The sequence below is a fragment of the Neobacillus niacini genome (assembly GCF_030817595.1).
In the GTDB taxonomy this organism is placed as follows: Bacteria; Bacillota; Bacilli; order Bacillales; family Cytobacillaceae; genus Neobacillus; species Neobacillus niacini_G.
In genome coordinates, this window is sequence record NZ_JAUSZN010000001.1 from 6,428,157 (window position 1) to 6,453,687 (window position 25,531).

The window sequence follows — 25,531 nt, forward strand, 5'->3', positions numbered from 1 at the left end:
AAGAATGCCTATGATAACCAATCAGCCTGCTAAAATGGGAAGCTATTCTGAGGATGATGTTCTTTTTCTACTAAAGGATTTGAGTAATTTTCAGCTTGAAGACTCAACCCTGAATCGTGAAATGAGAGTTCAAGCTGGACAGCATTACAGTGAATCATTGCCGATAGAATACCAGCCGCCAGATGAATATGTTGAATTGTTTTGGAATACCGCCAATGAGTATAAATCAAAAGTGGCACTTTGCGTTGGTATTGTGGCTGAGCAAATCTATCGCAATAAGGGTGATCAAGCCATCCTCGTATCTCTTGCCAGGGCTGGAACGCCGGTTGGAATTCTGGTTAAAAGGTATATTAAATTCCGCTACGGAATTTCTTTACCTCATTATAGTGTCTCGATTATCCGTGACAGAGGTATTGACGAAAATGCACTGCACTATATACTCGAAAAACACCCAGAGGGTAACATTCAGTTCGTGGATGGCTGGACTGGAAAAGGAGCGATTTCGCTGGAATTAACAAAGGCATGCCAGCACTTTGAAAGTAATTATCAAATCCAGCTGGATGATGAACTTGCCGTCATTGCCGACCCTGGTCATTGTACGGCACTTTTTGGAACGAGAGAAGACTTTCTCATTCCAAGTGCCTGCTTAAATTCGACCGTTTCGGGACTTGTAAGCCGTACGGTATTAAATGACACGTATATTGGTAAAAACGATTTTCACGGAGCAAAGTATTACCAGGAACTTCTCACTAATGATGTTTCGAATGATTATATTGAAATGATTGCTGGTGAATTTTCTGCCATCAGTCAAGAAGCAGAGGAAATCGCTTTACAAAGAGAACACGAGGAAATTAAGGTAGAATTTACAGGTATGCAGGATGTAAGAACCATCCAAGCTGAATTTGAAATAGGAAGCACGAATTATATCAAACCAGGAGTCGGCGAAACCACAAGAGTACTACTTCGGAGGGTCCCATGGAAAATCCTTATGCGTGATCCTTCAAGTCCTTATGTGAGACATATTCTTATGCTCGCTGAAGAAAAAGGAGTAGAAATAGTGACGTATCCGGAAATGAATTATTTGTGTATGGGCTTAATTAAATCGGTTAAGGAGACTAGTAAATGATAACTGCATCGGATCTTGACCGCACACTCATGTATTCTGATCGAGCAATCGAAGAATTCGGAATACCAGCGGATCTTGTGTTGAAGCCGGTTGAAATGATAAAGGGAAAATGGGCTGGGTATATGACGGAAGCGTCATTTTCCATGTTAAGAGAAGTTAACAAGCACAGCTTGTTTATACCGGTTACAACGAGAACAACAGAACAATTTAAACGGTTTGTGATTTTTGAAAAAGAAATACCATTGTCTTACGCGATTACCACAAATGGTGCACATATTTTGTATAACGGGGAGCCTTTAAAAGAGTGGTCGGAACATTTAATCATTCAATTGAGAAATGGATGTGCACCTGAGGAAGAATTACTCTCTGGCTTAAAATGGGCTGGAATTACCTTGGATGGGGAAAGAAAGCAGGCTGAAAACCTATTTTTTTACTTTGTATTAAACTGTCTTCCGAGCCCATCAGAACTCTCAGCAATTCGTAGTCTTACAGCCAATTATGGCTGGAAAATGAGCCTTCAGGGCAGAAAACTCTACTTTATTCCAACTGTTATTAGCAAAGGGAAGGCGCTTGAATATATTTGTAACCGAGAAGGAATGGAAGCAATGGCGGGCGCAGGTGATTCTGTTTTAGATTGGGATTTTCTAAAGAATTGCCGCTATCGATTCGTCCCAAGCCATGGAGAGATTCTAAAAGTGAAGGGACCAGCTGATTTCACGCTGACAAACCAGCTCGGCGTTGCCGCTGGTGAAGAAATACTCCAGCATTTCCTTAAGTCCTTAAAACTCAAAATCTAATTTTTTTTAATATATGGATAAAACAAATAAAAATAAATCGAACTGAATAAAGCAAAAGAACCACTAAAAAATAGGACAGCAATACTAACACTGGCAAGAACGGGAGACAGAAACAGCGTAAAAAGTAAGCATAACCAGAACAAATCGATTATAACGAAGGTTTTTGAGACCATTAAATCCATAATAATACTTAATTCCTCGCTAACATCTTCCATTCTTGGCCGCTTGTATATAAACCTCATGAAGTCACCTACTTGTAGTATTGAGTACTCAATCATATGTAAGGACAAGGAAGAATGTGAAAAATGAGGAAATTACCTGACTTCTGCTCTTGAAATGAAACATTTTACGATTAGTTTCGTATAAACAATGAACCAATTATTTAACTGTGATATGATGGTAAAGAATACCCTTACATAATTTAACTGTTACGTACAAAAAATCTTTCGCTTTTTTGAGGGAAGGGATTATGAATGAATTTACCATACAACCAAATGAATGTCCGACCCGTATCCCTTTCATTTGAAAATTGGCTTGATACGCTGAAAATGCCGCTGTCAGAGCGGCCAGAATTTTCAATAGAGCAGGGAAGTATTCAGATTGGGCAAGTATTAGCGAAATTCCTTGGAATTCCGATTGACAGTGATGAGTATTACAATCAGCTTTTTGATTATGTGTCTTCCTCTGAAACACACTTACATGTATTAAGTGAAGAATCACTAAATAAAAACATTGATAATCATCATTTTCAATCAATTCAAAAGGTATTGAATATCAGTCAAGAACAGAAGCTTTCAATCAATCGATTCACAGCTTTTCTTGATGGCGAGCGGCTGTTGTATAAGTCAAATATCCCAGCCATACATCGAAAAATAAGAGAAGCGATGATCAGTACGCTTGAACTTTTTACGCAGCGTGAAAAGGATGGGTTGAAGAATAACGAACTAAGAAGGGTCCTAGTCGACGTAATTAAGTGGTCGATGAACCATTTAAACCCTTTGTTAGATAATGTCGACCTTCAGAAGGAAATGCCTAAATTCTTATGGTACGGCGATATGAAAAGAAGTCAGCCTTACTTTGTCTATTATTTAATAAAGCTTGGCTGCGATGTAATCATTTTTCATCCAGAAGGCAAGGATGTTTTAGCTGGATTTCTAGATGAGGAATTCTTTACGCATCACTACCAAAATAAACAACAAGCAGAACCATTTCCAAAAGAAAGAAGAAACCGCCAAACCACTGTGGCCTATCGGGCCTCAAGAGAGATTGAGACGATTCTTAATCAGGAAGGGTCAGGTTTATATAAACCATGGCAATTAAGGGAGTATACCCCATCTTCGATTACTTTAAAAACCACCTATGATGAATTATTTATCCTTGGTAAAGAAATTGCAATGGTCCGACCAGGATTTGAAGTTGAGAACGGACAAGTTAAAATACCTTCCCTTTTTGCTAAAATTCAGGGTGTGAGTAAAAACCGTAAAGAGTATTGGGATCGAATCCAGCACCTTACAGAATTCGAACACAGCCTGTTGATTCGCCAATTACCGTTTACATGGTCAAGCTCTAACGATTTTCGTTTTCACTACCGAAATGCTCTTGGGCGAGATGGATTATTAAATCCAGATATCATGATGCAGGCACATTATTGGCCGTATTCCTTCTTACCAACTGGATTACAAAAGGGGATCGCTAGTGCGATTCGTCGAATATGTGAAAAGCCGGGTTTAAAGTCGTTGCCAGGGGAAACCATGGAAGAGGTAAGCATCTATTTATTTAGTCAGGCGATGTTTACACCAAAAGAGATCATCCAGTTAATGGAAAAATTTGATTATTCACAGCATGTACCGAAGTTAATCATTTATAACAATGAATGCCGCGGTATGCTTACAAGATCAGATGCTGCCCTTATCCTGCTATTAAACCAATTTGGTGTTGATATTATCGTATATAACCCGCCAGGCCATAATGATATTGAAAATTTCGTTCATGATAGTTTATTTGATACGCACTGGCTTAGTGATGTTGTTTTTGAATTAGAATATAAAGAACCTTTCAAACTGAAGAAAAAGTTCTTCCAAGGAATTATAAAAAATTTAAGGGGAGATTAAATAGTGAATCTACCACAAAATGAAACTGCTAACTTAATGACTGAGGAACCGTTAAGTGAAGCTAAGATTTCCGACATTAAGCTTGCCCTCAGGAAGGAAACAGAAGTTCAAAATCTGGCAAGGTCCATTGATGAACGAGACCAGATAAAGATATTAGAGTTTGGGAAAGAGCCGGCTGTGCAAATCTCCCGTTTTTCAGATCAAATTTTAGGTAATATGCGGACAACGAAAGTCGAAGATTCCGGCGAGCTTCTAAAGCAGCTTACCAAAATAATGGATAAGTTCGATCCAAAAGACTTTCAAAAAACTTCCACCGGATTTTTCGGAAAGCTCTTTAAAAAGGGCGAAAAGATGATTGAAAAGGTCTTTGGAAAATACCAAACGATGGGTTCTGAAATTGATAAGGTGTATGTGGAAATTTCTAAGTACCAGCATGAGATGGTGGATTCCACAAAAATGCTCGAACAAATGTATGAGCAGAATTATCAATATTATATGACGCTGGAAAAATACGTGGTTGCCGGAGAAATGAAGGTAGAAGATCTAAAAAATAGTCAATTGCCACAATTAGAAGCACGTGTTGCGTCAGGCGACCAGATCGCTTCCATGCAATTGGATACTTTAAGAAATTCAATTGAGGCTTTAGAGCAGCGAATTTATGATCTTGAAATGGCAAAGATGGTCGCGCTGCAGACAGCACCGCAAATACGCTTGCTGCAAAGAGGAAATACAAAGCTGATTGGGAAAATCAATTCCGCCTTTGTAACAACGATTCCAATCTTTAAGAATGGTCTCATTCAGGCGGTTGCTGCAAAAAGACAGAAGCTTGTTGCTGATTCAATGAGTGAACTAGACCGTCGTACCAATGAAATGCTACTGAAAAATGCACAAAACATATCGAAGCAAAGCACAGATATTGCAAGACTCGCAGGCGGCCCAAGTATTAAAATCGAGACCATCGAAGAATCCTGGAACATCATCATTAAAGGTATGCAGGAAACACGAGCCATTGAAGAAGAAAATAAGCGCCTGCGTGTAGAAGGAACCAAGCGTCTAGAACAACTGCAGGATAACTTTAAAAAATTGAAACAACAATACTAATTGATTGTTAACTATAAAAATTTATTTATGAGGTGAAAGTATGGCTATTAGCTTACAAAAAGGTCAAAGAGTAGATTTAACAAAAGGTAATCCAGGACTATCTAAAATCATGGTAGGTTTGGGCTGGGACCCAGTTCAAAGTGGTAAAAGCGGAGGCGGCGGCCTCTTCGGTGGCTTGTTTGGCGGCGGAGGAGCAGGCGGCGGTGCTAATGTAGATTGTGATGCTTCTGTTATCATGCTTGGTGCTAACGATAAGATTCAAAACAACAATGACGTGATCTATTTTGGTAATTTGAAAAGCAAAGACGGCAGTGTGCAGCACTCTGGAGACAACTTAACAGGTGATGGAGACGGGGACGACGAACAAGTTATGGTAGAACTAAGCCGTGTTCCAGAAAGCGTTCAAAAGCTTGTATTTGTTGTTAATATATATGATTGTGTAAAAAGAAAACAACATTTCGGCATGATCCGCAATGCATTTATTCGTGTAGTAAATCCATCAAATGGTCAAGAAATGATTCGTTATAACCTATCTGATGATTACAGCGGCAAAACATCGTTAGTGGTTGGGGAAATTTACCGCCACAACACAGAGTGGAAGTTCGCTGCTGTTGGAACTGGTACAAACGCAGCAAGCTTAAGTGAAGTAGTGCGTTCATACAGTTAAGACTACAGGAACAAGCTATGCTTGTTCCTTCTAAAATTAAGTTCTAAAGAGGTGATCTAGTTGGGCATCAATTTATCTAAAGGACAAAGAATTGATCTTACAAAAACAAATCCTGGATTAACAAGAGCCATTATTGGTCTAGGGTGGGACACGAACCGCTACCACGGCGGCCATGACTTTGACCTCGATGCTTCCGCATTTCTTACAGACGCAAATGGGCGGGTAACGCAGGATTTGGATTTTATCTTTTATAATAATTTAGTGCATGCGTCAGGCGGAGTGGAGCATACGGGCGATAACCGCACTGGTGAGGGTGATGGGGACGATGAGCAAATAAGAATTGATTTCAGCAAGGTTCCTTCACACGTCCATCGAATTGCGATTGCCGTAACGATTCATGATGCAGACTCAAGAAATCAAAACTTTGGACAGGTTTCCAATGCATTCGCCCGGTTGTTTGATGAAGAAACAAATCGTGAAATTCTTCGTTTTGACCTTGGCGAAGACTTTTCCGTCGAAACCGCCGTTGTTATTTGTGAGCTTTATCGTCATAACGGTGAATGGAAATTTAACGCCATTGGCAGCGGATTTTCAGGCGGTTTAGCGGCACTTTGCCGGAATTATGGACTTGAAGTATAGAGTTTTTCGAAAAGCTGCCATTTTTGGACAGCTTTTCTTTTTTTATGTATAAAATATAAGTCTTGTTTTTTAAAACGAATACTTTTAGAAATTTTACTTATAAATGAGATATATCTGAGAACCTCGATTTCCACCAATTAATTACCAATTATTCAGCACGATCTACCATGTTATAATTCTAGTAAAGGTCTAATTTACTAGGAGGATGATAATATGCGTAAATGGGTTGTTTCCTCCATTATTGCTGGATTATTTTTGTCGATGATCACCACCTCCCAAGCCTCGTTTGACAGCATTAAACTTGGTGATTATCCAAGAAACTCTGAACTCTATCAATTTATTAATAACGAATCCAATCTCGAACAATTAAACGAAATGATACTATTACCAAAAAGCCTTTTTGATGAAAAAGCGGCTGCAGGTATTATTACTAGAATTTCTAATTTGCCAGAAGTTCTTTTAGAAAAAATCAACGATCAAGACATTACCCTTAAACTGTTTACTGGAAAATTAACAGATAACCAAACAGCTCGCTACTTAGCTGGGCAAATTCCCCGTGGGTACAATTCACAAACTACGTGGGATGAAGTACCTGGAATTGGCGGCTCGCAAGTGGTTTTGGTGAAAATAGGGAGCAGTGAAAAAGGGAAAGGGCATGGATCTGTGAATTTAGAACTGCACGAAATCGCTCATTCGATTGATCATCTTGTATTCCAAAATGTTAGTAAAAGTAAAGAATTTCAATTGATATGGGAGGAAGAGAGAGGAATTTTATTTCCTGGAAACTCTTATTTCATCCTGCATGCAGAGGAATACTTTGCTGAAACCTTTGCCATGTATTATCTAGATCACGAAACAAAATTACAATTGAAAAAACGAGCTCCTCAGACGTATGACTTCATTCAGGCTCTGCAATAAACGGTTCATTATGGTAAAATGAAAAACATGAATGTTTTTACAGAGGGAGTGTCAGTTTTGAAGCAATATTTAGAGCTTTGCGAGCATGTTTTAAAAAATGGTCATGAAAAGGGAGATCGAACCGGGACAGGAACAATCAGTACTTTTGGTTATCAAATGAGATTTAATTTACAAGAAGGATTTCCTTTATTAACTACTAAGAAGCTGCATTTAAAATCGATCATTTATGAATTGCTATGGTTTTTAAATGGTGATACTAATGTCAGATATTTGCAGGAAAATGGTGTAAGGATTTGGAATGAATGGGCTGATGAAAACGGTGAACTAGGGCCAGTATACGGACATCAATGGCGTTCATGGACAGGTGCTGATGGTACGACGGTAGACCAAATTAGTGAGTTAATTCATCAAATCAAGACAAATCCAAACTCAAGAAGACTGATTGTGAATGCATGGAATGTAGCGGAGATTGATAAAATGGCTTTAGCGCCATGTCATTGCTTGTTCCAATTTTACGTGGTCGATGGGAAATTATCCTGTCAATTGTATCAACGTTCAGCAGATGTATTCCTTGGTGTGCCATTCAATATTGCCTCTTACGCGTTATTGACAATGATGATAGCGCAGGTTTGTGACTTGGAGCCGGGTGAATTTATTCACTCATTTGGTGATGTTCATATCTATCAAAATCATATTGAGCAAGTGAAAATGCAAATGGAGCGAGATCTGCGTTCATTGCCGAAAATGAACATCAATCCACATGTTAAGGACATTTTCTCATTTTCCTTTGAGGATTTTACTTTACAAGGTTATGATCCACATCCACATATTAAAGGAGCGGTCTCTGTATGATTTCTTTTATTGTGGCCATGGATGAAAACAGAGTCATTGGCAAGGATAATGAATTGCCATGGCATTTACCAGAGGATTTAAAATTCTTCAAACGAACCACAATGGGGCATCCGATTGCGATGGGGAGAAAAACGCATGAATCGATCGGTCGGGTTCTGCCTGGAAGAGAAAATATCGTAATTACCCGTCAGCTAGATTATAAGAGCAATAATGTGACAATTTTCTACTCAATGGAGGAATTCGTGGAATATTGCCGTAATCAGGATGATGAAATCTTCGTGATAGGCGGTGCTGAAATTTTTAAAGAAACGTTTGCTTATGCAGACCGTCTTTACATAACACATATTTACGAAGAGTTTGAGGGAGATACTTATTTTCCGGAGTTCAATGAACGTGAATGGGAGCTCATCTCCTGCGAAAAAGGAATAAAAGATGAGAAAAACCCTTATAAGTATGAATATAGAATTTATGACCGCATTACCAAAGGCAGCCATTAATTTTGGCTGTCTTTTTATTTTAGTCTGTGTTAAAGAAAAATGTTGATAATGCACTCTGTTGATTTTCGCGGAAGGCACGAAGACTCTCGAAAATCCAAGTTCTCGGTAACAACCTTGTCCCGGATCTTCTGATAAAACGTTGTTCCACAATTTATCGTAACAATCTGACCTGGATAGCGCCGATAATCCAAGACTCCCCAATTTATCGTAACAATCTGACCTGGATTGTTCCGATAAACCTAGGCTCTCCAAATTACGGTAACTATCATACCAGGATAGTGATGATCATCCAAGGCTCCCCGGCAATCACGAGGATAGCGCGAAGTGACTTAGGACAGGAGAAACCACCAGCGGAGATTCTATAAAGAATCTTTTCTTAGTGGAGTGGAAATCAACAGTCCAATTTACACAGCCTTATTTTAAAAAAATATCATTTAACCTAATCAATTTTTCCTCTCCTGCTTTATAATGTTTTAGAACACAAAAAGGAGGCAACAATGTTTAGGCTAATCACATGCTTTTTGTATATAAGCGGTTTTCTAATATATAGTTTTCCGCAGCTAGCTAGAATAAAGAAATTAAGTCATTTACCAGTTAACCAACTTGATAAAATTGCTCATGAATACCCAAAACGATTTTCGAAGACTTTCTTGAAATTGACAGGCTCTGATGTACGTGTTGAGGGTTTGGAATACATTCCGGAAGGACCAGTTGTTTTCATAGCGAATCATGAAAGTGATTTTGATATTCCTGTGCTACTTATGACAATTGATAAACCATTCGGTTTTGTTTCAAAAATAGAAGTAAAGAAAGTGCCAATCCTCTCTTCTTGGCTCGACGCCATTAATTGTATACTCATTGATCGTAAAAACCGCGAGCAAGCACTTAACAGCATGCAGGAGGGTGTTAAATTACTCAAAGAAGGTCATTCGCTTGTTATCTTTCCTGAGGGAAAGAGAAGCATGGGAGGACCTGTCCTGCCCTTTAAGGTAGGGGGGATTCGACTAGCACAAGATGCTCGGGTGCCAATTGTACCGATTGCGATTAAAGGGACTGCAGATGTTTTTGAGAAAAATCGACGGTTAATAAAACCTGCTCATATTAAAGTAACCATTTGTCACCATATTGATCCTAACGTTCATTGCCATAAAGACTATAAAGAGTTAACAGAAGATATACGTCGAATTATTATTGCTAACCGTGATGCCAGGAACATTGCATCATAAAGAAAGGAAGCATCGGCTGCGATGCTTCCTTCTTTTAAAAATAGGAACCGTTTAATTCATAATCAGCTAATTTATCAAGCATACCTCTAAATTCATCTGGATGGCAGAAGTCTTCCTCATGGAAATGTGCTTTCACCCATTCAATTAATTCATTAGGGCTATTAAAGTATTCTCCGCTGCTATCGCTTTTGCGAATCATATACCTGCCATTCTCTTCATCGATGGTTACTTCAACTGGCAGGGCTCCATCAAAACTACTGAGTGAAAATTCCATCTTCATCACATCCATTCCATATAAGTTTCTAATAGTATATGTTTCTCTTTTAAAAATTATAAATGTTAAACAACCAATTGTCAAAATATTTCTACAATTTAAAAATGGAATTTACATTGACTTCAGGAGTGGTTCTTGGTAAATTGTTAAGAGGAAATAGTAGAGAAATAAATGCTAAAAATCACATCTAGGTAATATTTCTTAGATAATGTGAATTTAATATGAATTATTGTGTATATTTTACTCAAAAGTGTTTATCAATACTATAATCGTAGTAGAAAGATAATTAACTAAAGGGGATGTAAATCAATGTTCTCAAATATTGGAATACCAGGATTAATCCTTATTTTAACACTAGCCCTCATTATTTTTGGCCCTAAGAAGCTGCCAGAAATTGGCCGCGCCTTCGGACAAACTTTAAAGGAATTCAAGAAATCAACTCGTGAATTAACCGATGATGTGATGAAAGACATCGATGAGGAAAAACAAAAATTGACTAAATAAGGTGTAAGATTCTTTCTTGCACCTTTTTTTCTTCGATTGACTTTTAAACTATAAAATGTTGCAAATAACGATTACTATAGAAGGATTCATTTCAACCTTTGAAATTGGCAGGGGAAATACATGGAAGATAAAGAATTACAATTAGTTGATCATTTAGATGAGTTGCGTAAACGAATTATTATTTCGGCCGTTGCGTTCGTTGTTTTTTTCATTGTTGGATTCATTTATGTGACCGATATCTACGATTGGATCGTTCGAGACCTTGATGTTAAATTGATTGTACTCGGGCCGAGTGATATTATCTGGGTTTATTTTATGATTGCGACTGTTATTGCGATTGCAGGTACCATCCCAGTTTTGGCCAGCCAACTATGGATGTTTGTAAAGCCGGCACTTAAACCTATAGAAAAAAGAATTACCTTATCCTATATTCCAGCACTGTTTATTTTATTTATCATTGGTCTTTCTTTTGGTTACTTCATCATTTTCCCAATGGTTCTTGAGTTTTTAGTCAATATGGGAGCAGATATGTTCGTAACGAATTTTACAGCTGAAAAATATTTCCGCTTTCTTATGAATATGACCCTTCCGTTTGGAGTATTGTTCGAGCTTCCAGCGGTCGTAATGTTCTTAACAGCATTAGGCATTATTAATCCATTTGTGTTATCGAAAATCCGAAAATACGCATACTTCGTGTTAATCTTAATTGCAATCGTCATCACACCTCCAGATTTTATGTCGGATTTTGTAGTGACTTTACCATTATTGTTGTTATATGAAATTTCAATAAACCTATCGAAATTTGTTTACAAGAAACGAAAGAAGAAAATGCAAGAAGAGGAAGAAGAGTTTGCTAATGCATAAACAGTGATACAAAGACCTTCAGAGATTCATTTCTTTGAAGGTCTTTTCTACTCAATATTTTATGCCTGTCCCCCTTGATCTAGGAGCCATCGCTTTTTTAATGCCAAATTATTTTTTAGAAATTAGGGGAATTTATATCTTAGAGAATAATGAACAGTTATAATACTATGGAGTAAATCCTAGGGATGTGAGTAAATGAGCAAGATTAAGATTGTCACGGATTCAACCATGGATATGACAATAGAACAGGCAGACCAATTAGGTGTGGTTGTAGTTCCACTGTCTGTAACAATAAAAGGAGAAACCTATTTGGACCGCGTAGAAATTCAGCCTGCTGAATTTATGGAAACGATGAAAAGTTTAGAAGAATTACCGAAAAGCTCCCAGCCATCAGCTGGAACTTTCCTAGAAGTGTACGACAGACTTGGGGAAGAAGGCTATGAAGTGATTTCCATACATATGACAGGTAAAATGAGCGGAACCGTTCGCTCTGCTGAAAGTGCTGCCCAAATGACGAATACGAAGGTAACTGTTGTGGACTCAAAGTTTATTTCAATGGCACTCCAGTTCCAGGTTCAAGAAGCGGCTGAAATGGCGAAGCAGGGCAAGAGTGTTGAGGAAATCCTTGACCGGCTTGATCATGTCCGTGAACATACGAAGCTTTATATAATGATTGATACTTTGGAGAATATGGTAAAAGGCGGACGGATAGGGAAAGGTAAGGCATTCATTGGTTCCTTACTTAATATAAAGCCAATTGCTTCTTTAGAAGGTGCAGAATACACCCCAGTTGCAAAGGTCCGTAGTCATTCACAAGTGGTTAAATGGCTCGCTAAGCAATTTGCAGAGGATGTAGAAGGTAAAACTGTCAAACGTGTGGGCATTGTTCATGCAGAGGCACATGAGTTGGCCACGAAATTAAAAAACTCGCTCATTGAATTGACAGGATACAACAGTATTTCTGTTGATTATACAGGTCCAACAATTAGTACGCATACAGGACCAGGTACCATTGCCTTAATGTATTACTATGAATAAAATGAGGATGGGGCATTGGCTCCCATCCTTATTTGTTTACCACCTGAATCTCGTTTCCTTGTACACTATACCCAAGTCTCCGCAAATGCTTACGAATACCACTTCGCTCCCATGTTCTAAGAATCATGACTTCCAGCATTTTTTTCGGATAGAAGATTCCGATGTTGGTCAGTTCCTCGAAGTTCATCCCCTCTCGAACATGCTTTTCAATAACTTCGTCACGTTTTTCAATAATCGATAGAAATTTCCACATCGCTTCAGTAAATTCTTGTTTGGTAAAGATACCCTTCTGATGACCTGTGATATAGGTTTCGGCGTTCAGTTCTAGAAGACGTGCACTGGAGGCAATAAACTCGTCAATATCCCCATCCGTTCCAAAGTACCAAGGTCCAAATGCTGTCATATCAAAATCGCCGACGTAAACTACACCTAATTCCGGAAAATAGGGTGAGGTATATCCTTTTGTGTGACCAGGTGTATGTAGAAAGTTTACCTTGACACCGCTAAAGTTGTATTCTTCTTCATATTGATAGGTACCAGAGATCTCTCCGAGGTTTTGCACCCATTCCTTTGGCAGGTGCTTTCTTAATACTTCAACTCCCTCGGGACCCCATTCCTGGTAGACTCCATTCCCTCTAGCAATTCCTTCGATTGATTGAATGGTTTCAAATTCGAGTGGATTTATCCATTTTTCTGCATCTCGTAACAAATGGTTATGCAGTGTATGGTCAGGATGGTAATGGGTATTAACAACCAATTCAACTCCATGTTGCTCGTCAAGAGCACGTAGTTCAGCTGGATCTGCTCCCGTATCAATGAGCACCTTATCCTTACTATTAATGTACAAACTTCTTGAAAAGGGAACCTTACTATTATTAGCTCCTTCAATAATCATAATGGGACCGATTCGTTTCATCCATAACACCTCCAATTTACTATACTGTCTTTTCGAAATTTTCTGTTTTGTTGAATGAATACTCATTCATAATACCATATAATACCCATACCTTAAACCTTCTTTTTATTCCTTTATGGATGATAACCATCAGGATAGTCCTATGTAACATTCTTTGTTTTTTGGGTAAAAATAGCTTTTTTGGTAATGCTAAAAAAAATTGAATTAAAAAGGTGCTGCCTATGTTCAAATGGTTGTCTGGGAAAAAAAACGAAGAAACACCAAAAGCTCATAGTTTAGACTTGGAAGAATTAAAAGAGCAGCTTAAAACGGAATTGAATGTTGGTTCTGACCTTGTCTTTAGGACAATGAAAAGGGACGGGGAGAAGCTGATTTTCTGCCTGATGAATACATTAATTGATTCAACAAGGCTCGATGATATTGTAATAAAATCCATTCTAAACAATAAGGACATGGAATGGACATGTGAATCTATCGCAAAAGTCTTACCTATGATTTCAATCACTGCAGTTAATCAATTAAGTGAAGTAGTTGCTGGAATTAACGAAGGAAAAGTATATATTTACGCAGAAGGACAGCCCTATGGGATTTTAGCTGATGTTAAAAAGACTCTTGAAAGAGGTCTCGAAAAAGCTGAAACGGAATCCCTTGTTTATGGTCCGAAAATAGCTTTTACTGAATCACTACAGGCTAACATGAATATTTTAAGGAACAACATCAAGGATGAAGATTTATGTGCAGAAGACCTTGTTGTTGGTAAACGATCAAAAACAAAAGCTAAGCTTGTCTATATTAAAGGTATTGCGGATGAGGAAATTATCCAAACCTTTAGACAGAGGGTCGAGGATCTGAACTTGGATTATGTCCCTGGAACAACTGTCCTAGGTCAGTATATAGAGAGCGACAGTTGGTCCGTTTTTCCACAGTTGATGACAACAGAGCTTCCTGATCGTGTATCGATAGCTTTATATAGGGGAAAAGTGGCGGTATTGTTGGACAGGAGTCCTGACTGTCTTTATGGTCCTACATCCTTTTTCGCCTTTTTCGAATCAACAGAAGATGTTTATATGCGCTGGAACATGGGTTTGTTTTTACGGATGCTGCGGCTAGTGGCTACTTTTTTCTCCGTATTATTAACGCCTGCTTATGTCGCCGTTTTAACCTATCACTATGAAGTCATTCCTTCCCCGTTGCTGCTGTCGTTGGGGGAATCAAGGGCGAGAGTTCCTTTTCCACCCGTCATGGAAGCACTATTACTTGAATTTGTTATTGAATTATTACGGGAGGCAGGGGCTAGGCTGCCGACAAAAGTGGGTCAGACAATGGGTATCGTAGGAGGTATTGTAATTGGGCAAGCAGCAGTTGAAGCGGGATTTACTAGCAATATCTTAATCATAATCATTGCATTAAGTGCACTTGGTTCATTTACGACACCAAGTTATTTAATGGGTACTGCGATACGGATCATTCGGTTCCCAATCATACTGATGGCAGGATTATGGGGAGGTATTGGAATAATGCTATGCTTCTGCTATTTCATTATTCATTTACTTAAATTAGAGACCATCGGAGGACCCTATCTTACACCCGTTTACCCTGTTAGATTAAAGGATATTGGCTACAGCTTTTTCAAGCTGCCGCCGCAATATCTTTCATTCCGCCCCTTAACGAATCGAACAGATGACCAGGAGCGCTTTTCTAAAAAGAAGGCGAAACAAAAAAAGGATGTAGATGAATAGGAGCGAATAAAAATGAAGGTAAATTTACATCCAAAAGAAGGATTATTGTTTAATGCATTTATGCTCGCTTTCATCATCAACTCCGTACAGGTGGGAGTTGGGTTAGCCGGTCTGCCAAGAGTTGTTTATTTAGAAGCGAAGCACGATGCTTGGATTTCAGTTTTCTTAGCAGGGATTATCGTTTCGGTTGTTTTGGTATTTATGATCCAAATGCTCAAGCAATATGATAGTGCTGATTTGTATGGAATTCATGTTGATATATTTGGAAAATGGGCAGGGCATTCGTTGAATGTCCTCTACATGATTTATATGACATCAACTTTCTTTATCATTCTAATGAACTATGTTGAAATTGTTCAAGTATGGATCTTTCCGACCTTGCCAACTTGGCAGCTTTCCCTGGTTCTCATTTTGCTAGTCATTTATGCTGTTTATGGTGGAATAAGAGTTGTAGTTGGAGTGGCATTTTTATCAGTTGTCGGGACCATTTGGCTGGCTGTAGTGATATTTGTTCCACTACAATACGGTGATTTTACTCATTTGTTTCCCATTATGAATGCAAATGCGAAACAACTACTCATGGGAGCACACAGTACAACACTTTCAATGCTCGGATTTGAAATTATTATGTTTGTTTATCCATTTGTGAAAGAAAAGCAAAAGGCTATGTTTTTTGTACAAATGGGAAATTTGGTTACCACGATTATATTTACTTTTGCAACACTTATTTCTATTGTTTTTTTTGCCTCTAATAGCCTGGAAAAAACAATCTGGCCGGTTTTATCAATGTTTAAGATTGTTCGACTCCCCAATTTAGAAAGGTTTGAATTTATTGCTGTTTCTTTTTGGATGCTCATTATTTTGCCAAATATGTGCTTCTATCTTTGGGCAGCTTCAAAGGGTTTTTCTAGAATCCTTCGAAGAAAACAAAAATGGGGTGTTTGGATTATTGCCATTGCGGCCTTCGCAGGATCCTTCTTCATTAAGTCAAGATATCAAATGAATACAATGACAGATATGGTAGCAAAGTTAGGATTTTACTTTGCTTTTTGCTACCCTGTTCTTCTTGCAATGATTGTCTTCATAAAAAAATGGTATAAAAGGAGGGAAAGCAAGCATGCTGAAACGTCGTAATTGGCTGAAACTGGTGATTGGGGTCACTTCGTTCTTTTTACTAACAAGCTGTGGAACCGAACCTAAGCAATTGGAAAGGTTAGGGCTTATTACGGCAATTGGATTTGATTTAAAGAAAGAAAATCAAATCAAAGGGACCGTTGCGGTATCAAAATTTGACCCCATGGCCAAAGTGATGACCAACGTCATTTCTGCTGATGCGAATACCCTCCAAACCTTACGAGCAGAGGAAAATCTTGCAACCGACCAGAGACTTGAAATGGGGCAGCTCCGCTGTGTCATTTATAGTGAAGAATTGGCGGAAAAAGGAATCATTCAGCTTGTAAACGCACTAAATCGTGATCCAACAGTTGGGAATATGGTTTATTTAACGATTGCTGAAAAAGATGCTTTTTCAATCATAAGTATGGATGAAAAGAAGATAAAGGTAAATATCGGAACTTATTTATATAATTTAATTAGACAAAACGTGGAAAGGGAGCTATTAATCTCACCGACACTTCACGAATTTAATCACAAGTTTTTTGATTACGGACAGGATCCGGTGCTGCCAATACTAAAAGTCAAAAAAGACAAGGTAGCCATTTCAGGAGTTGCTCTATTCAATGATGATAAAATGGTGGCAACGTTAAACAATGATAAGCTCTTTTATTTAAAACTTTTAACAGATGAATATCGAACAGGATCAAAGGAATTAGAATTTAACCGTGACGAATTTAAGAACATAATGAACATACAAGGGGGCCAATCGTATGGGGAAATATATAATAAATTATTTATAAGTATCGATAATTTGCGCAGTCATTCCAAAATTGATTTAGTGAACAAAAAGAATCTAGTTTTTAAAGTCCAGGTAAAAATGGATTCCAGATTGCTTGAAACCACGAATTATTTAGATTTAAGCAAACCTGCTAACATGAAGTTCATAGAGAAAAAAATAAATAAAGAAATGGAAAGTCAAATCAAAAAACTACTTTTGTTTTTCCAAGAAAAACAGGTAGACCCTATTGGAATTGGAAATGAGTATATGGCTCATGTCCGCGGTAAGCCTATATCACAAAACAAATGGAAAGAATTATATAAGAATGCTAAATTTGATGTTCAAGTAAAAAACACACTAACGAAAACAGGAACAATGGATTAATAAGCTGTTGTCTTTCTTCTTTTGTGAATGTTTGTTAAACTAATCACGAAAAGAAAAAGGTTGCGGGGGATTAATATGAAGGTTAGGTTATCGTTTCTTTTAGTAGTAATTGTGGCACTCCTATCTGCTTGTGGGCAGAAGGGGATTGAGAATCCGCTTGATTATCCAGTAAATGATTTTAAGGCTGTCACACAAGACAATAAACCATTTGAAAAGAAGAATTTGGACGGAAAAATCTGGGTTGCTGACTTTATTTTCACCAATTGCGCAGATGTTTGTCCACCAATGACGGCTAATATGACCAAGCTGCAAAAAATGGTTGTTGAGGAAGAGTTGAAGAATGTAGAGTTTGTATCATTTAGTATCGACCCAACTGTTGATACACCAGAAAAACTAACAGGGTATGCAAAGAACTTCGGTCTGAAGGATGATAATTGGACTTTCTTGACAGGCTATTCACAAGAATTTATTGAAACTTATGCGAGAGAAACCTTCAAAACGTTAGTAAAAAAACCACAAGAAGGTGACCAAGTAATTCACCAAACATACTTTTTCTTGGTGGGACCAGATCAAAAAGTTAAGAAAATTTACGATGGCTATAAAGAAGTACCATATGATGAAATGATTAGTGATATAAAATCGTTACAATAGACCTCCTCTGGGTCTATTTTTTTGGTAATGAATAGTATGTACTACGAGCTTGTTTTGTATTATTTATGTTCTGTTATAATATCATTAGTAAGAGGGTGGTGAATTTAATGAAAAAAGTGTTCACCCTTCTTATTCTATCGGCATTTTTCTTAAGTTCTTGCAGTCAATCCAATCGATTGGAATTACATAAAGAACGGACTGCTTCAGCTGTTGTTTATGAAGAGATTCCTGACGATTTTGTCCCAAAGGAAATAAAAATTATTTCTGCTGGTGATTCTTTAACAGAAGGTGTAGGAGATAGTACAAATACTGGAGGATACCTGCCTTACTTAAGAACTTTGCTCGAGGAAGAAAAGGGAATTAAGGAAGTAGATTTTTATAACTTCGGTGTAAAAGGTAATCGTACCCCGCAATTATTAAATAGATTGCAGACAGAAGACATGAAAGAATCCCTTTCTACTGCTGATTTGGTAATATTGACGATTGGCGGCAATGACATTATGAAAGTAGTCAAGGATAATATCACAAATCTCGAGTTATCTATTTTTGAAAAAGAAAGAGAAGTGTACATTAAAAATCTCATCGAAATCATGAATTCCATCATTCGAGTAAATCCTGAAGCCTATATTGTTTTGGTTGGAGTATACAATCCATTTTCACAATGGTTTTCTGATGTGAAAGAGCTCGACAAAATCGTTTCAGATTGGAATGCTGCCTGCCAAAGCGTTGTTTCAAATTATTCAAATGCCTATTTTGTTGGAATAGAAGATTTATTTATAAATCCAACAGAAAGTTTATTGCATACCGATAACTTCCATCCTAACGATAAAGGGTATGAATTGATCGCAGAGCGATTAAACGAAACCTTAGAAGAACGAACATTACCTGATCTTGTTAAAAAAGCGTATATGGTCAGTAAAGAGGAGAATTAGCTTTCTATGAAAAATAAATGGAAAACGGGATTCTTTCTTTTATTGGGATTCATTGTCACTATTGTTATTATTCTTTTATCCTTAATCATGGTACCTGCTAATGAAAGTGGAAAAATCCAACAAACGTTACCCAATAACAAGAATGTTTCTTTCGAGGTTAAATCGAATAAGGAAGATCTCAATGTATTGATAAACCAATATATAAAAAAGGAAGCGGCGGATTCACCGATAGAATATAGTGTACAGTTGCAGGATGAAGTGGAGTTGTATGGAACCTTACAATTTTTTAGTCAAGAAGTAGATTTGAAGCTTACCTTCGAACCAGAGGCATTGGAGAATGGTGATTTGGTTCTAAAGCAAAAGTCAATTTCAGTTGGGAGCCTGCCTTTACCCGTTTCCTATGTACTGAGATTCATCAAAGAAAATTATAAACTGCCAAATGGTGTGGAAATTCATCCTAATGAAAAAATGATTCATGTAAACATGCAGCAATTAAAACTAAAAAGTGATGTTAGTATAAAAGTAAAGACATTTGATTTAATGAAAGATGATATTACTTTTACGATACTCGTACCGGTTAATTAAGGTGGCTCATATCATGTGCCACCTTATTTTTTTAATCTTTCAAAATCATTGCTTGAAAGGATGGTTCCCCTTTTGTAAGACCTAGCAATACAATCGTATAGGTTTCATTTGGACGAAACTGCGTTTTTGGCAATGGGAGGATCACATTTTTCGTTCCAGCCTCTCTCACCTCTAAATCTACGGTCATCGGCATGATTCCTAAATAATCGGTAGCCTGTTTGTATGAAACGTTTGGAAAGACAACATCTCGGTCTTTTACGGCAATATCCAGGGCACCTGTATCAGAGGATAAATGCAGGAAACGTATTTTAGATTCGTTTGGCGGCACTTCTGGCTGAGTCAGATAAGGTAGCAGGCGCATTTTTTTCACAGAGTCAATAGCTGCTAAGGTATATGACTTACCAGGCTCAATCGTAATTCTCTTGTTGAGAACACTATCGACAGAATTTCCTGTTGGGTAAATATCAATGTGATGTTTTCCAGGCTTTAATGCTAAATAATTACTTGCGACTCTAAATGGAAGGCGCTTCACTTGCATTTGCCCATTTATATAAATATCGATATTCGGGGAATCTGGTGAGGTGTGTAGGAACCTGATCCTTCCATCGGTCTGGTTTTGTTGGATGTTACGCATCATCATCGCTTTATTCATATATTTTAAATGTTTCAGATAGTAATGCATGTGCAGGTTTGGGTTAGAGTATTTAAAATTATGAGCCAGCAAATCATACATTGCAGCCCTTTGAAGATAATCAGAATGATTTCTATTTCCAGACATACCATTTGCTCCTTTCTTTCGTTCTTTACAAATTAATTTATTCATGCATGTTTAGGTGGGTGTCTATATTTGGATTTTTTGTTTACAAATGGATAAAGTTGTCATATACTTAAAACAAATAAGTCGGAAGGCGGGTGAAGTGTCATGTTAAATGAAAAAACGTTAATTGCCGTGAATTTTAATATCGTTTGCACAGCCCGCGGATTCACCATTTAGGGGAATTCTCTACCCATTATTCCTTTGTGAAGATAAACCATGGGCTGTGTTGCCTATGGTTTTTTATTTTACTTTTTTTGGAGGAATATGGATGAATTTAAATACAATCGGTCTAACTGAAAAGATCAAAAATGACTTTCAAGCTTTAAAACAAAATGATGAGATGATAATCGGCCGAGTAGCCTTGGAACATAAGCATATGTATCGTGTATGGACGGAGCATGGCGATTTACTTTGTGAGGTTTCTGGAAGGTTTAATTTTGAAGCACTAAGTCGTGAGGATTACCCAGCAGTAGGAGATTGGGTGATTTTGAAACGGCGGGTGGACGAAGCCAAAGGAACCATTTATGGAGTAATGCCTCGATATAGTAAATTTTCAAGAAAATCGGCAGGGAGAACAACTGAAGAGCAAATCGTTGCTGCAAACGTCGATACTGTTTTTCTTGTAAACTCTTTAAATGATGATCTTAACTTAAGAAGAATTGAACGTTATTTATTGCTTACATGGGAAAGTGGTGCCAATCCTGTTATTGTTTTAAGTAAGGCGGATCTATGTGGAAATATTGATGAGAAACTTGCTGAAGTCGAAGCCATCGCCTTTGGCGGCGTACCGGTAATAGCGATTAGTGCAGAGTTAAAGAGTGGAATTGAAAAGCTTGAACCTTACTTACAACCAGGGAAAACCATTGCATTATTGGGGTCATCGGGGGTGGGGAAATCAACCTTGACCAATTTGTTGCTGGGTAACGATAAGCAAGTGGTAAAGGAGATTCGTGAAGGTGATGACAAAGGGCGCCACACGACCACTCACCGTGAACTGATTCAGCTTCCAAATGGCAGTGTGTTGGTTGACACCCCAGGAATGCGAGAATTACAGCTTTGGGAAAGTGCCGATGGTTTAACAGAAACGTTTTCTGATATTGATAAATTGGGTGAGATGTGCAAATTCCGGGATTGTATGCATAAGGATGAGCCGGGCTGTGCTGTGCTGGAGGCGATTGAAGAAGGTACATTGGCTGCAGGACGTTTAAACAGCTACAATAAGCTCCAAAAAGAACTCGCCTATATCGAAAGAAAAGCCGACAAACGAGCACAAACCGAAGAACAGAAAAAGTGGAAAAACATTACCAAACAATCGAGGCAAAAAAAGAAAATTAAATAGGGACTATCAGCCGAACCTGGGGACGTGGTTCGGCTTTTTTTACGCTCCCTTTTCTAAACAGCAAATTGTATTTCTTCGTAAAGTTTCGGTATACTCATAGTCATAGCAATAAAATTCAAAGGAGTGGGAATTGTGGAGAAAACGAAACAACAGGCAACATTTGCCGGTGGCTGTTTTTGGTGTATGGTGAAGCCATTTGATGAACAGCCGGGCATTATTAGTGTCATTTCTGGATATACCGGCGGTCATGTAGAAAATCCTACATATGAACAGGTGTGTTCGGAGTCAACAGGTCATTATGAGGCCGTTCAAATTACTTTTAACCCGGATATTTTTCCATATGAAAAATTGCTTGAACTATATTGGCAGCAGATAGACCCAACCGATCCCGGTGGTCAATTTTACGACCGCGGTCAGTCATATCAAACAGCTATTTTTTATCATGATGAAAAACAGAAAGAGCTCGCGGAACAATCCAAGCAAGCATTGCAGGAGAGCGGTATCTTCAATAAACCAATCGTAACGCCAATTTTACCAGCAAAACCCTTCTATCCAGCTGAAGAACACCATCAACATTACTATAAGAAGAATAAAGCACATTATGAAGGGTACCATGTAGGCTCTGGTAGAGCAGGATTTATCCAAACACATTGGGGGGAGAAAAATGAAAAATAAGGAAGAACTGAAAAAAGAATTATCGCCAATGCAATATGAAGTAACTCAAAATAATGGTACAGAGCCTCCTTTCCGAAACGAGTACTGGAATGAAACGAGAGATGGCATTTACGTAGATATTGTTTCTGGGAAGCCATTATTTAGCTCTCTTGATAAGTACGATGCGGGCTGCGGCTGGCCGAGTTTCACCAAGCCAATTGTTGAAGAAGAAGTAATTGAAAAAGAAGATTATAGTCATTTTATGGTTCGGACAGAGGTAAGAAGTAAAACCGCTGATTCTCATTTAGGTCATGTCTTCGATGATGGACCGGGTCCAAATGGACTGCGATATTGCATTAACTCTGCTGCCTTACGCTTTATTCCAAAAGATAAGCTGGATGAGGAAGGATATGGAGCCTATAAGAAGCTGTTTGACGAAAATTAAAAAGCCGCAAATCCGCGGCTTTTTCTATTGACCTTTTGCTTTTGAAGTGGAGGTCATTCCACCTGAAAGGATAAATTTCATGGCATCTTCGGGTTTAACGTCAATAATTTCTACTTGCTCTTTCGGGATTAAAAAGGTAAATCCGGCAACTTGAAATGTTTGCGGAACATAGACGGCCACATGGTTTTTAAGCGGACTATAAAAATCCTCTAGCTGTTCGGAAGTAATAAACCCCATACTCCTCATCTCTGTCCCAGGAATGACGACCAGAGCTACTTTTGAAAAAGACTTTTTTTCGCCTAAAAAGGATTGAACCGTATCTTTAATAACAGAGTAGATTGTCTTAACCACAGGGATTTTTTCCAGCCATTTATCAATCAGTCTAATAATGCTGCCAGTTATAAACTTTGTAGATAACCAGCCTAGCAGAGTGATTAAAACAATGGTGGTTAGTAAACCAATACCAGGAATGTAGTCTTCCTGAAGATAAGGTCTTAATGTATTGCCGAGCAGTCCGTCGAGAAACAGAAAAGTTTTGTAAATAACAAAGATTACAAGAATAATGGGAACAATGGTTAAAATACCGTTTACAAAGCTCTTCAAGAGAGTTTTCAAATTTCATCACCTACATTTTCTTCATTGATTATCATAATATAGGCGAATGCACAGACAGGTCAAGTACCTATTACATAAATTAAGATTGTAAACAGACAAAAACCTTAAGGAGTGAATAGGTATGTACGGACAATTTGGTCATGGGTTTGGTCAAGATTGCTGTGGATTTGGTTATGCAGGACCAGCAGTAGGTGGCTGCGGATGGGGTTATGGTACTTTCGTATTAATTGTGGTGTTGTTTATCTTATTAATCATCATCGGTGCTAGCTATTGCTGAACAAAAAAGACTCAGGTGAAATCCTGAGTCCTTTTTTGTTATTTTCTAAAAACAAGCAGAACACGAACATTAATGTTTTTTATTTATAAATAGTTCGTTTTTATTGTTGACGGATAGGTGTTTCTTTGATATATTTACCAAGGGTTATGTAAATACGTCTTGGAGGTTTTGGACAATGGAAAATAGATATGATGTTATAGTAGTGGGTGCAGGCCCAGCGGGGATTTTTACCTGTTATGAACTTACACTAAAAATGCCGAACGCAAAGGTGCTGTTAGTGGATAAAGGGCATGATATTTATCGGAGAAATTGTCCAATTTTAGATAATAAAATAGAGAAATGTCCTCCGGCAGCAGGCAGGAAAGAATATGCAGGATGTTTGCCGGCATGCTCAATCACAGCAGGTTTTGGAGGAGCAGGTGCATATTCTGACGGTAAGTTTAATATCACGAGTGAATTTGGCGGTTGGATGACCGATTATCTTCCAGATTCCCAAGTTGTTGATTTGATTAAATATGTTGATTCTATAAATTTAAGTCATGGCGCAACAGAAAGTATTACCGATCCACTAACAGATAAAGTTAAGGACATCGAACGACGCGGCTATGCAGCAGGATTAAAACTCTTACGTGCTCAGGTTCGTCACCTTGGAACAGAGCAAAACCTAAAAATTATGAAAAGCATCTTTGAATACTTAAATGATAAAATTGAAATGTTATACAAAACCGAAGTTGAAGATATAATTACTGAAAGAACAGCTGACGGACATACCATCAAGGGAATAAAGCTTAAAGGCGGAAAAGATCTTTATGCTGAAAAGGTCGTTATTACCCCTGGAAGAGACGGCTCCAAATGGCTGACCGAGGTTTTAAAGGCTCGTCGACTCAAGATGAGTAGTAACCAAGTAGATATAGGCGTTCGTGTTGAAACATCTGATATCGTTATGCAGGAAATTAATGAGAATTTATATGAAGGAAAATTTGTTTTCAATACCTCTGTTGGAACAAGAGTGCGTACATTCTGCAGCAATCCATCAGGGCATGTCGTGGTTGAAAATCATTCCGGTATCATGCTTGCCAATGGGCATGCTTACAAGGATCCAAAGCTAGGGAGCCCAAATACCAACTTCGCTTTGCTTGTATCGCATACATTTTCTGAGCCTTTTGATAAACCGACTGAATATGCGCACGAGGTGTCGCGACTTGCGAATGCTCTTTCAAATGGCGGTTTAATCGTTCAAAAGTATGGAGATATTTTAAAAGGACGCCGTTCAACAGAGAGAAGAATCAAAGAGGGATTCATCGAACCAACATTAAAAGAGGCGGTACCTGGAGACCTTGGCTTAGTTCTTCCGTATAATACACTTAAGAGTTTAATAGAGATGACTGAGGCATTGAATCAAATTACGCCAGGATTAGCTTCGGAACACACATTGTTCTACGGAGTCGAAGCAAAATTTTATTCTGCACGGCCAAAGCTCAATGATAAGTTTGAATCAGAAATCAGCGGATTATATGTTGGTGGAGATGGCGCTGGTATCACTCGCGGTCTTGCTCAAGCAAGTGCATGCGGTGTCTGGATCGCAAGAGATATCATCAAAAAAGCTACAACAGAACCAAATAAAGAATTCGTTATCGCCTAAACCCGCAAATTAAGCGGGTTTGTTTTT

Annotated in this window: 28 protein-coding genes; 24 read left to right on the plus strand and 4 right to left on the minus strand. The window is 38.1% G+C overall.

Annotated elements, in window-relative coordinates:
- Positions 1 to 4: 4 nt before the first annotated feature.
- The 10 genes from QFZ31_RS30765 to QFZ31_RS30810 all read left to right on the plus strand — a co-directional run bounded on the left by QFZ31_RS30765 (position 5) and on the right by QFZ31_RS30810 (position 9,934).
- Positions 5 to 1,126 carry a cysteine protease StiP family protein gene (locus QFZ31_RS30765; protein ID WP_307310649.1) on the plus strand — a complete coding sequence of 374 codons (1,122 nt, stop codon included), beginning with the start codon at positions 5 to 7 and terminating at the stop codon, positions 1,124 to 1,126.
- On the plus strand, positions 1,123 to 1,923 hold the full coding sequence (locus QFZ31_RS30770) for a hypothetical protein (protein ID WP_307310650.1): 801 nt from the start codon (positions 1,123 to 1,125) through the stop codon (positions 1,921 to 1,923). The genes QFZ31_RS30765 and QFZ31_RS30770 overlap by 4 nt, the downstream gene beginning before the upstream one ends.
- 473 nt (positions 1,924 to 2,396) lie before the next feature.
- Positions 2,397 to 4,034, plus strand: coding sequence for a YceG family protein (locus QFZ31_RS30775; RefSeq protein WP_307310652.1), 1,638 nt, complete (start codon positions 2,397 to 2,399; stop codon positions 4,032 to 4,034).
- Between the two features lie 36 nt (positions 4,035 to 4,070).
- On the plus strand, positions 4,071 to 5,135 hold the full coding sequence (locus tag QFZ31_RS30780; RefSeq protein ID WP_307311868.1) for a toxic anion resistance protein: 1,065 nt from the start codon (positions 4,071 to 4,073) through the stop codon (positions 5,133 to 5,135).
- 40 nt (positions 5,136 to 5,175) lie between these two features.
- A complete protein-coding gene (locus QFZ31_RS30785) occupies positions 5,176 to 5,802 on the plus strand; it encodes a TerD family protein (protein ID WP_307310654.1) in 627 nt (208 codons plus the stop codon).
- Positions 5,803 to 5,862: 60 nt separating this feature from the next.
- The gene (locus QFZ31_RS30790) at positions 5,863 to 6,441 is read left to right on the plus strand and encodes a TerD family protein (RefSeq protein ID WP_179596209.1); all 579 of its coding nucleotides are present in this window, start codon (positions 5,863 to 5,865) and stop codon (positions 6,439 to 6,441) included.
- Between the two features lie 213 nt (positions 6,442 to 6,654).
- Entirely contained in the window at positions 6,655 to 7,359 is a 705-nt protein-coding gene (locus QFZ31_RS30795; protein ID WP_307310656.1) for an anthrax toxin lethal factor-related metalloendopeptidase, read from the plus strand.
- A 57-nt stretch (positions 7,360 to 7,416) separates the two neighbouring features.
- Positions 7,417 to 8,211: a thymidylate synthase gene (locus QFZ31_RS30800; protein WP_307310658.1), complete on the plus strand. Its 795-nt coding sequence runs from the start codon at positions 7,417 to 7,419 to the stop codon at positions 8,209 to 8,211.
- A complete protein-coding gene (locus QFZ31_RS30805; RefSeq protein ID WP_307310660.1) occupies positions 8,208 to 8,708 on the plus strand; it encodes a dihydrofolate reductase in 501 nt (166 codons plus the stop codon). Before QFZ31_RS30800 ends, QFZ31_RS30805 begins: the two co-directional genes overlap by 4 nt.
- Positions 8,709 to 9,205: 497 nt before the next feature.
- Entirely contained in the window at positions 9,206 to 9,934 is a 729-nt protein-coding gene (locus QFZ31_RS30810) for a lysophospholipid acyltransferase family protein (protein ID WP_307310661.1), read from the plus strand.
- Between the two features lie 34 nt (positions 9,935 to 9,968).
- Here the strand turns inward: QFZ31_RS30810 and QFZ31_RS30815 are convergent, their stop codons facing one another.
- Positions 9,969 to 10,208 (minus strand): hypothetical protein, encoded by a 240-nt coding sequence (locus QFZ31_RS30815; protein ID WP_283861197.1) that lies wholly within the window; start codon positions 10,206 to 10,208, stop codon positions 9,969 to 9,971.
- 309 nt (positions 10,209 to 10,517) lie between these two features.
- Here QFZ31_RS30815 and QFZ31_RS30820 point away from each other — a divergent pair, with 309 nt between their 5' ends.
- From QFZ31_RS30820 to QFZ31_RS30830, 3 genes are all read left to right on the plus strand, one after another.
- Entirely contained in the window at positions 10,518 to 10,712 is a 195-nt protein-coding gene (locus QFZ31_RS30820) for a twin-arginine translocase TatA/TatE family subunit (protein WP_045524138.1), read from the plus strand.
- Positions 10,713 to 10,832: 120 nt separating this feature from the next.
- A complete protein-coding gene (gene tatC, locus QFZ31_RS30825; RefSeq protein WP_307310662.1) occupies positions 10,833 to 11,576 on the plus strand; it encodes a twin-arginine translocase subunit TatC in 744 nt (247 codons plus the stop codon).
- A gap of 195 nt (positions 11,577 to 11,771) precedes the next feature.
- The gene (locus tag QFZ31_RS30830; RefSeq protein WP_307310663.1) at positions 11,772 to 12,614 is read left to right on the plus strand and encodes a DegV family protein; all 843 of its coding nucleotides are present in this window, start codon (positions 11,772 to 11,774) and stop codon (positions 12,612 to 12,614) included.
- A gap of 28 nt (positions 12,615 to 12,642) precedes the next feature.
- Here the strand turns inward: QFZ31_RS30830 and QFZ31_RS30835 are convergent, their stop codons facing one another.
- Positions 12,643 to 13,530, minus strand: a complete 888-nt coding sequence (locus QFZ31_RS30835; RefSeq protein WP_307310665.1) for an MBL fold metallo-hydrolase — start codon at positions 13,528 to 13,530, stop codon at positions 12,643 to 12,645.
- Between the two features lie 221 nt (positions 13,531 to 13,751).
- Between QFZ31_RS30835 and QFZ31_RS30840 the strand changes: the two genes are divergently transcribed.
- From QFZ31_RS30840 to QFZ31_RS30865, 6 genes are all read left to right on the plus strand, one after another.
- The gene (locus QFZ31_RS30840; protein WP_307310667.1) at positions 13,752 to 15,269 is read left to right on the plus strand and encodes a spore germination protein; all 1,518 of its coding nucleotides are present in this window, start codon (positions 13,752 to 13,754) and stop codon (positions 15,267 to 15,269) included.
- A 12-nt stretch (positions 15,270 to 15,281) separates the two neighbouring features.
- The gene (locus QFZ31_RS30845) at positions 15,282 to 16,403 is read left to right on the plus strand and encodes a GerAB/ArcD/ProY family transporter (protein WP_307310669.1); all 1,122 of its coding nucleotides are present in this window, start codon (positions 15,282 to 15,284) and stop codon (positions 16,401 to 16,403) included.
- Entirely contained in the window at positions 16,387 to 17,547 is a 1,161-nt protein-coding gene (locus tag QFZ31_RS30850; RefSeq protein ID WP_307310671.1) for a Ger(x)C family spore germination protein, read from the plus strand. The genes QFZ31_RS30845 and QFZ31_RS30850 overlap by 17 nt, the downstream gene beginning before the upstream one ends.
- A 75-nt stretch (positions 17,548 to 17,622) precedes the next feature.
- Entirely contained in the window at positions 17,623 to 18,198 is a 576-nt protein-coding gene (locus QFZ31_RS30855) for a lipoprotein (protein WP_307310673.1), read from the plus strand.
- 107 nt (positions 18,199 to 18,305) lie between these two features.
- Positions 18,306 to 19,130 (plus strand): SGNH/GDSL hydrolase family protein, encoded by an 825-nt coding sequence (locus QFZ31_RS30860; protein ID WP_307310674.1) that lies wholly within the window; start codon positions 18,306 to 18,308, stop codon positions 19,128 to 19,130.
- A gap of 6 nt (positions 19,131 to 19,136) precedes the next feature.
- A complete protein-coding gene (locus QFZ31_RS30865) occupies positions 19,137 to 19,715 on the plus strand; it encodes a YpmS family protein (RefSeq protein ID WP_307310676.1) in 579 nt (192 codons plus the stop codon).
- Between the two features lie 31 nt (positions 19,716 to 19,746).
- Here QFZ31_RS30865 and QFZ31_RS30870 read toward each other — a convergent pair whose 3' ends face one another.
- Positions 19,747 to 20,493 (minus strand): DUF4397 domain-containing protein, encoded by a 747-nt coding sequence (locus QFZ31_RS30870; RefSeq protein ID WP_307310678.1) that lies wholly within the window; start codon positions 20,491 to 20,493, stop codon positions 19,747 to 19,749.
- 307 nt (positions 20,494 to 20,800) lie between these two features.
- On the opposite strand from QFZ31_RS30870, the gene rsgA reads away from it, so the two are divergent.
- From rsgA to msrB, 3 genes are all read left to right on the plus strand, one after another.
- Positions 20,801 to 21,871, plus strand: coding sequence for a ribosome small subunit-dependent GTPase A (rsgA, locus tag QFZ31_RS30875; RefSeq protein WP_307310680.1), 1,071 nt, complete (start codon positions 20,801 to 20,803; stop codon positions 21,869 to 21,871).
- Positions 21,872 to 22,054: 183 nt separating this feature from the next.
- Positions 22,055 to 22,546 carry a peptide-methionine (S)-S-oxide reductase MsrA gene (msrA, locus tag QFZ31_RS30880; RefSeq protein WP_373459944.1) on the plus strand — a complete coding sequence of 164 codons (492 nt, stop codon included), beginning with the start codon at positions 22,055 to 22,057 and terminating at the stop codon, positions 22,544 to 22,546.
- Positions 22,536 to 22,970: a peptide-methionine (R)-S-oxide reductase MsrB gene (msrB, locus tag QFZ31_RS30885; protein WP_179596171.1), complete on the plus strand. Its 435-nt coding sequence runs from the start codon at positions 22,536 to 22,538 to the stop codon at positions 22,968 to 22,970. The genes msrA and msrB overlap by 11 nt, the downstream gene beginning before the upstream one ends.
- Positions 22,971 to 22,994: 24 nt before the next feature.
- On the opposite strand, the gene QFZ31_RS30890 is transcribed toward msrB, so the two are convergent.
- The gene (locus tag QFZ31_RS30890) at positions 22,995 to 23,585 is read right to left on the minus strand and encodes a DUF502 domain-containing protein (RefSeq protein WP_179596169.1); all 591 of its coding nucleotides are present in this window, start codon (positions 23,583 to 23,585) and stop codon (positions 22,995 to 22,997) included.
- Positions 23,586 to 23,706: 121 nt separating this feature from the next.
- Here QFZ31_RS30890 and QFZ31_RS30895 point away from each other — a divergent pair, with 121 nt between their 5' ends.
- Complete coding sequence (locus QFZ31_RS30895) at positions 23,707 to 23,862, plus strand: YjcZ family sporulation protein (protein WP_307310686.1); 156 nt, start codon at positions 23,707 to 23,709, stop codon at positions 23,860 to 23,862.
- A gap of 175 nt (positions 23,863 to 24,037) precedes the next feature.
- A complete protein-coding gene (locus tag QFZ31_RS30900) occupies positions 24,038 to 25,504 on the plus strand; it encodes an NAD(P)/FAD-dependent oxidoreductase (protein ID WP_307310687.1) in 1,467 nt (488 codons plus the stop codon).
- Positions 25,505 to 25,531 lie beyond the last annotated feature (27 nt).

Excerpts from the sequence above, each read along its gene's own strand:
- QFZ31_RS30765 (WP_307310649.1), top strand. The coding sequence starts at position 5 with ATGCCTATGATAACCAATCAGCCTGCTAAAATGGGAAGCTATTCTGAG.
- QFZ31_RS30770 (WP_307310650.1), top strand. The coding sequence starts at position 1,123 with ATGATAACTGCATCGGATCTTGACCGCACACTCATGTATTCTGATCGA.
- QFZ31_RS30775 (WP_307310652.1), top strand. The coding sequence starts at position 2,397 with ATGAATTTACCATACAACCAAATGAATGTCCGACCCGTATCCCTTTCA.
- QFZ31_RS30780 (WP_307311868.1), top strand. The coding sequence starts at position 4,071 with ATGACTGAGGAACCGTTAAGTGAAGCTAAGATTTCCGACATTAAGCTT.
- QFZ31_RS30785 (WP_307310654.1), top strand. The coding sequence starts at position 5,176 with ATGGCTATTAGCTTACAAAAAGGTCAAAGAGTAGATTTAACAAAAGGT.
- QFZ31_RS30795 (WP_307310656.1), top strand. The coding sequence starts at position 6,655 with ATGCGTAAATGGGTTGTTTCCTCCATTATTGCTGGATTATTTTTGTCG.
- QFZ31_RS30805 (WP_307310660.1), top strand. The coding sequence starts at position 8,208 with ATGATTTCTTTTATTGTGGCCATGGATGAAAACAGAGTCATTGGCAAG.
- QFZ31_RS30810 (WP_307310661.1), top strand. The coding sequence starts at position 9,206 with ATGTTTAGGCTAATCACATGCTTTTTGTATATAAGCGGTTTTCTAATA.
- QFZ31_RS30815 (WP_283861197.1), bottom strand. The coding sequence starts at position 10,208 with ATGGAATTTTCACTCAGTAGTTTTGATGGAGCCCTGCCAGTTGAAGTA.
- QFZ31_RS30820 (WP_045524138.1), top strand. The coding sequence starts at position 10,518 with ATGTTCTCAAATATTGGAATACCAGGATTAATCCTTATTTTAACACTA.
- tatC (WP_307310662.1), top strand. The coding sequence starts at position 10,833 with ATGGAAGATAAAGAATTACAATTAGTTGATCATTTAGATGAGTTGCGT.
- QFZ31_RS30830 (WP_307310663.1), top strand. The coding sequence starts at position 11,772 with ATGAGCAAGATTAAGATTGTCACGGATTCAACCATGGATATGACAATA.
- QFZ31_RS30835 (WP_307310665.1), bottom strand. The coding sequence starts at position 13,530 with ATGAAACGAATCGGTCCCATTATGATTATTGAAGGAGCTAATAATAGT.
- QFZ31_RS30840 (WP_307310667.1), top strand. The coding sequence starts at position 13,752 with ATGTTCAAATGGTTGTCTGGGAAAAAAAACGAAGAAACACCAAAAGCT.
- QFZ31_RS30845 (WP_307310669.1), top strand. The coding sequence starts at position 15,282 with ATGAAGGTAAATTTACATCCAAAAGAAGGATTATTGTTTAATGCATTT.
- QFZ31_RS30850 (WP_307310671.1), top strand. The coding sequence starts at position 16,387 with ATGCTGAAACGTCGTAATTGGCTGAAACTGGTGATTGGGGTCACTTCG.
- QFZ31_RS30855 (WP_307310673.1), top strand. The coding sequence starts at position 17,623 with ATGAAGGTTAGGTTATCGTTTCTTTTAGTAGTAATTGTGGCACTCCTA.
- QFZ31_RS30860 (WP_307310674.1), top strand. The coding sequence starts at position 18,306 with ATGAAAAAAGTGTTCACCCTTCTTATTCTATCGGCATTTTTCTTAAGT.
- QFZ31_RS30865 (WP_307310676.1), top strand. The coding sequence starts at position 19,137 with ATGAAAAATAAATGGAAAACGGGATTCTTTCTTTTATTGGGATTCATT.
- QFZ31_RS30870 (WP_307310678.1), bottom strand. The coding sequence starts at position 20,493 with ATGTCTGGAAATAGAAATCATTCTGATTATCTTCAAAGGGCTGCAATG.
- rsgA (WP_307310680.1), top strand. The coding sequence starts at position 20,801 with ATGAATTTAAATACAATCGGTCTAACTGAAAAGATCAAAAATGACTTT.
- msrA (WP_373459944.1), top strand. The coding sequence starts at position 22,055 with ATGGTGAAGCCATTTGATGAACAGCCGGGCATTATTAGTGTCATTTCT.
- msrB (WP_179596171.1), top strand. The coding sequence starts at position 22,536 with ATGAAAAATAAGGAAGAACTGAAAAAAGAATTATCGCCAATGCAATAT.
- QFZ31_RS30895 (WP_307310686.1), top strand. The coding sequence starts at position 23,707 with ATGTACGGACAATTTGGTCATGGGTTTGGTCAAGATTGCTGTGGATTT.
- QFZ31_RS30900 (WP_307310687.1), top strand. The coding sequence starts at position 24,038 with ATGGAAAATAGATATGATGTTATAGTAGTGGGTGCAGGCCCAGCGGGG.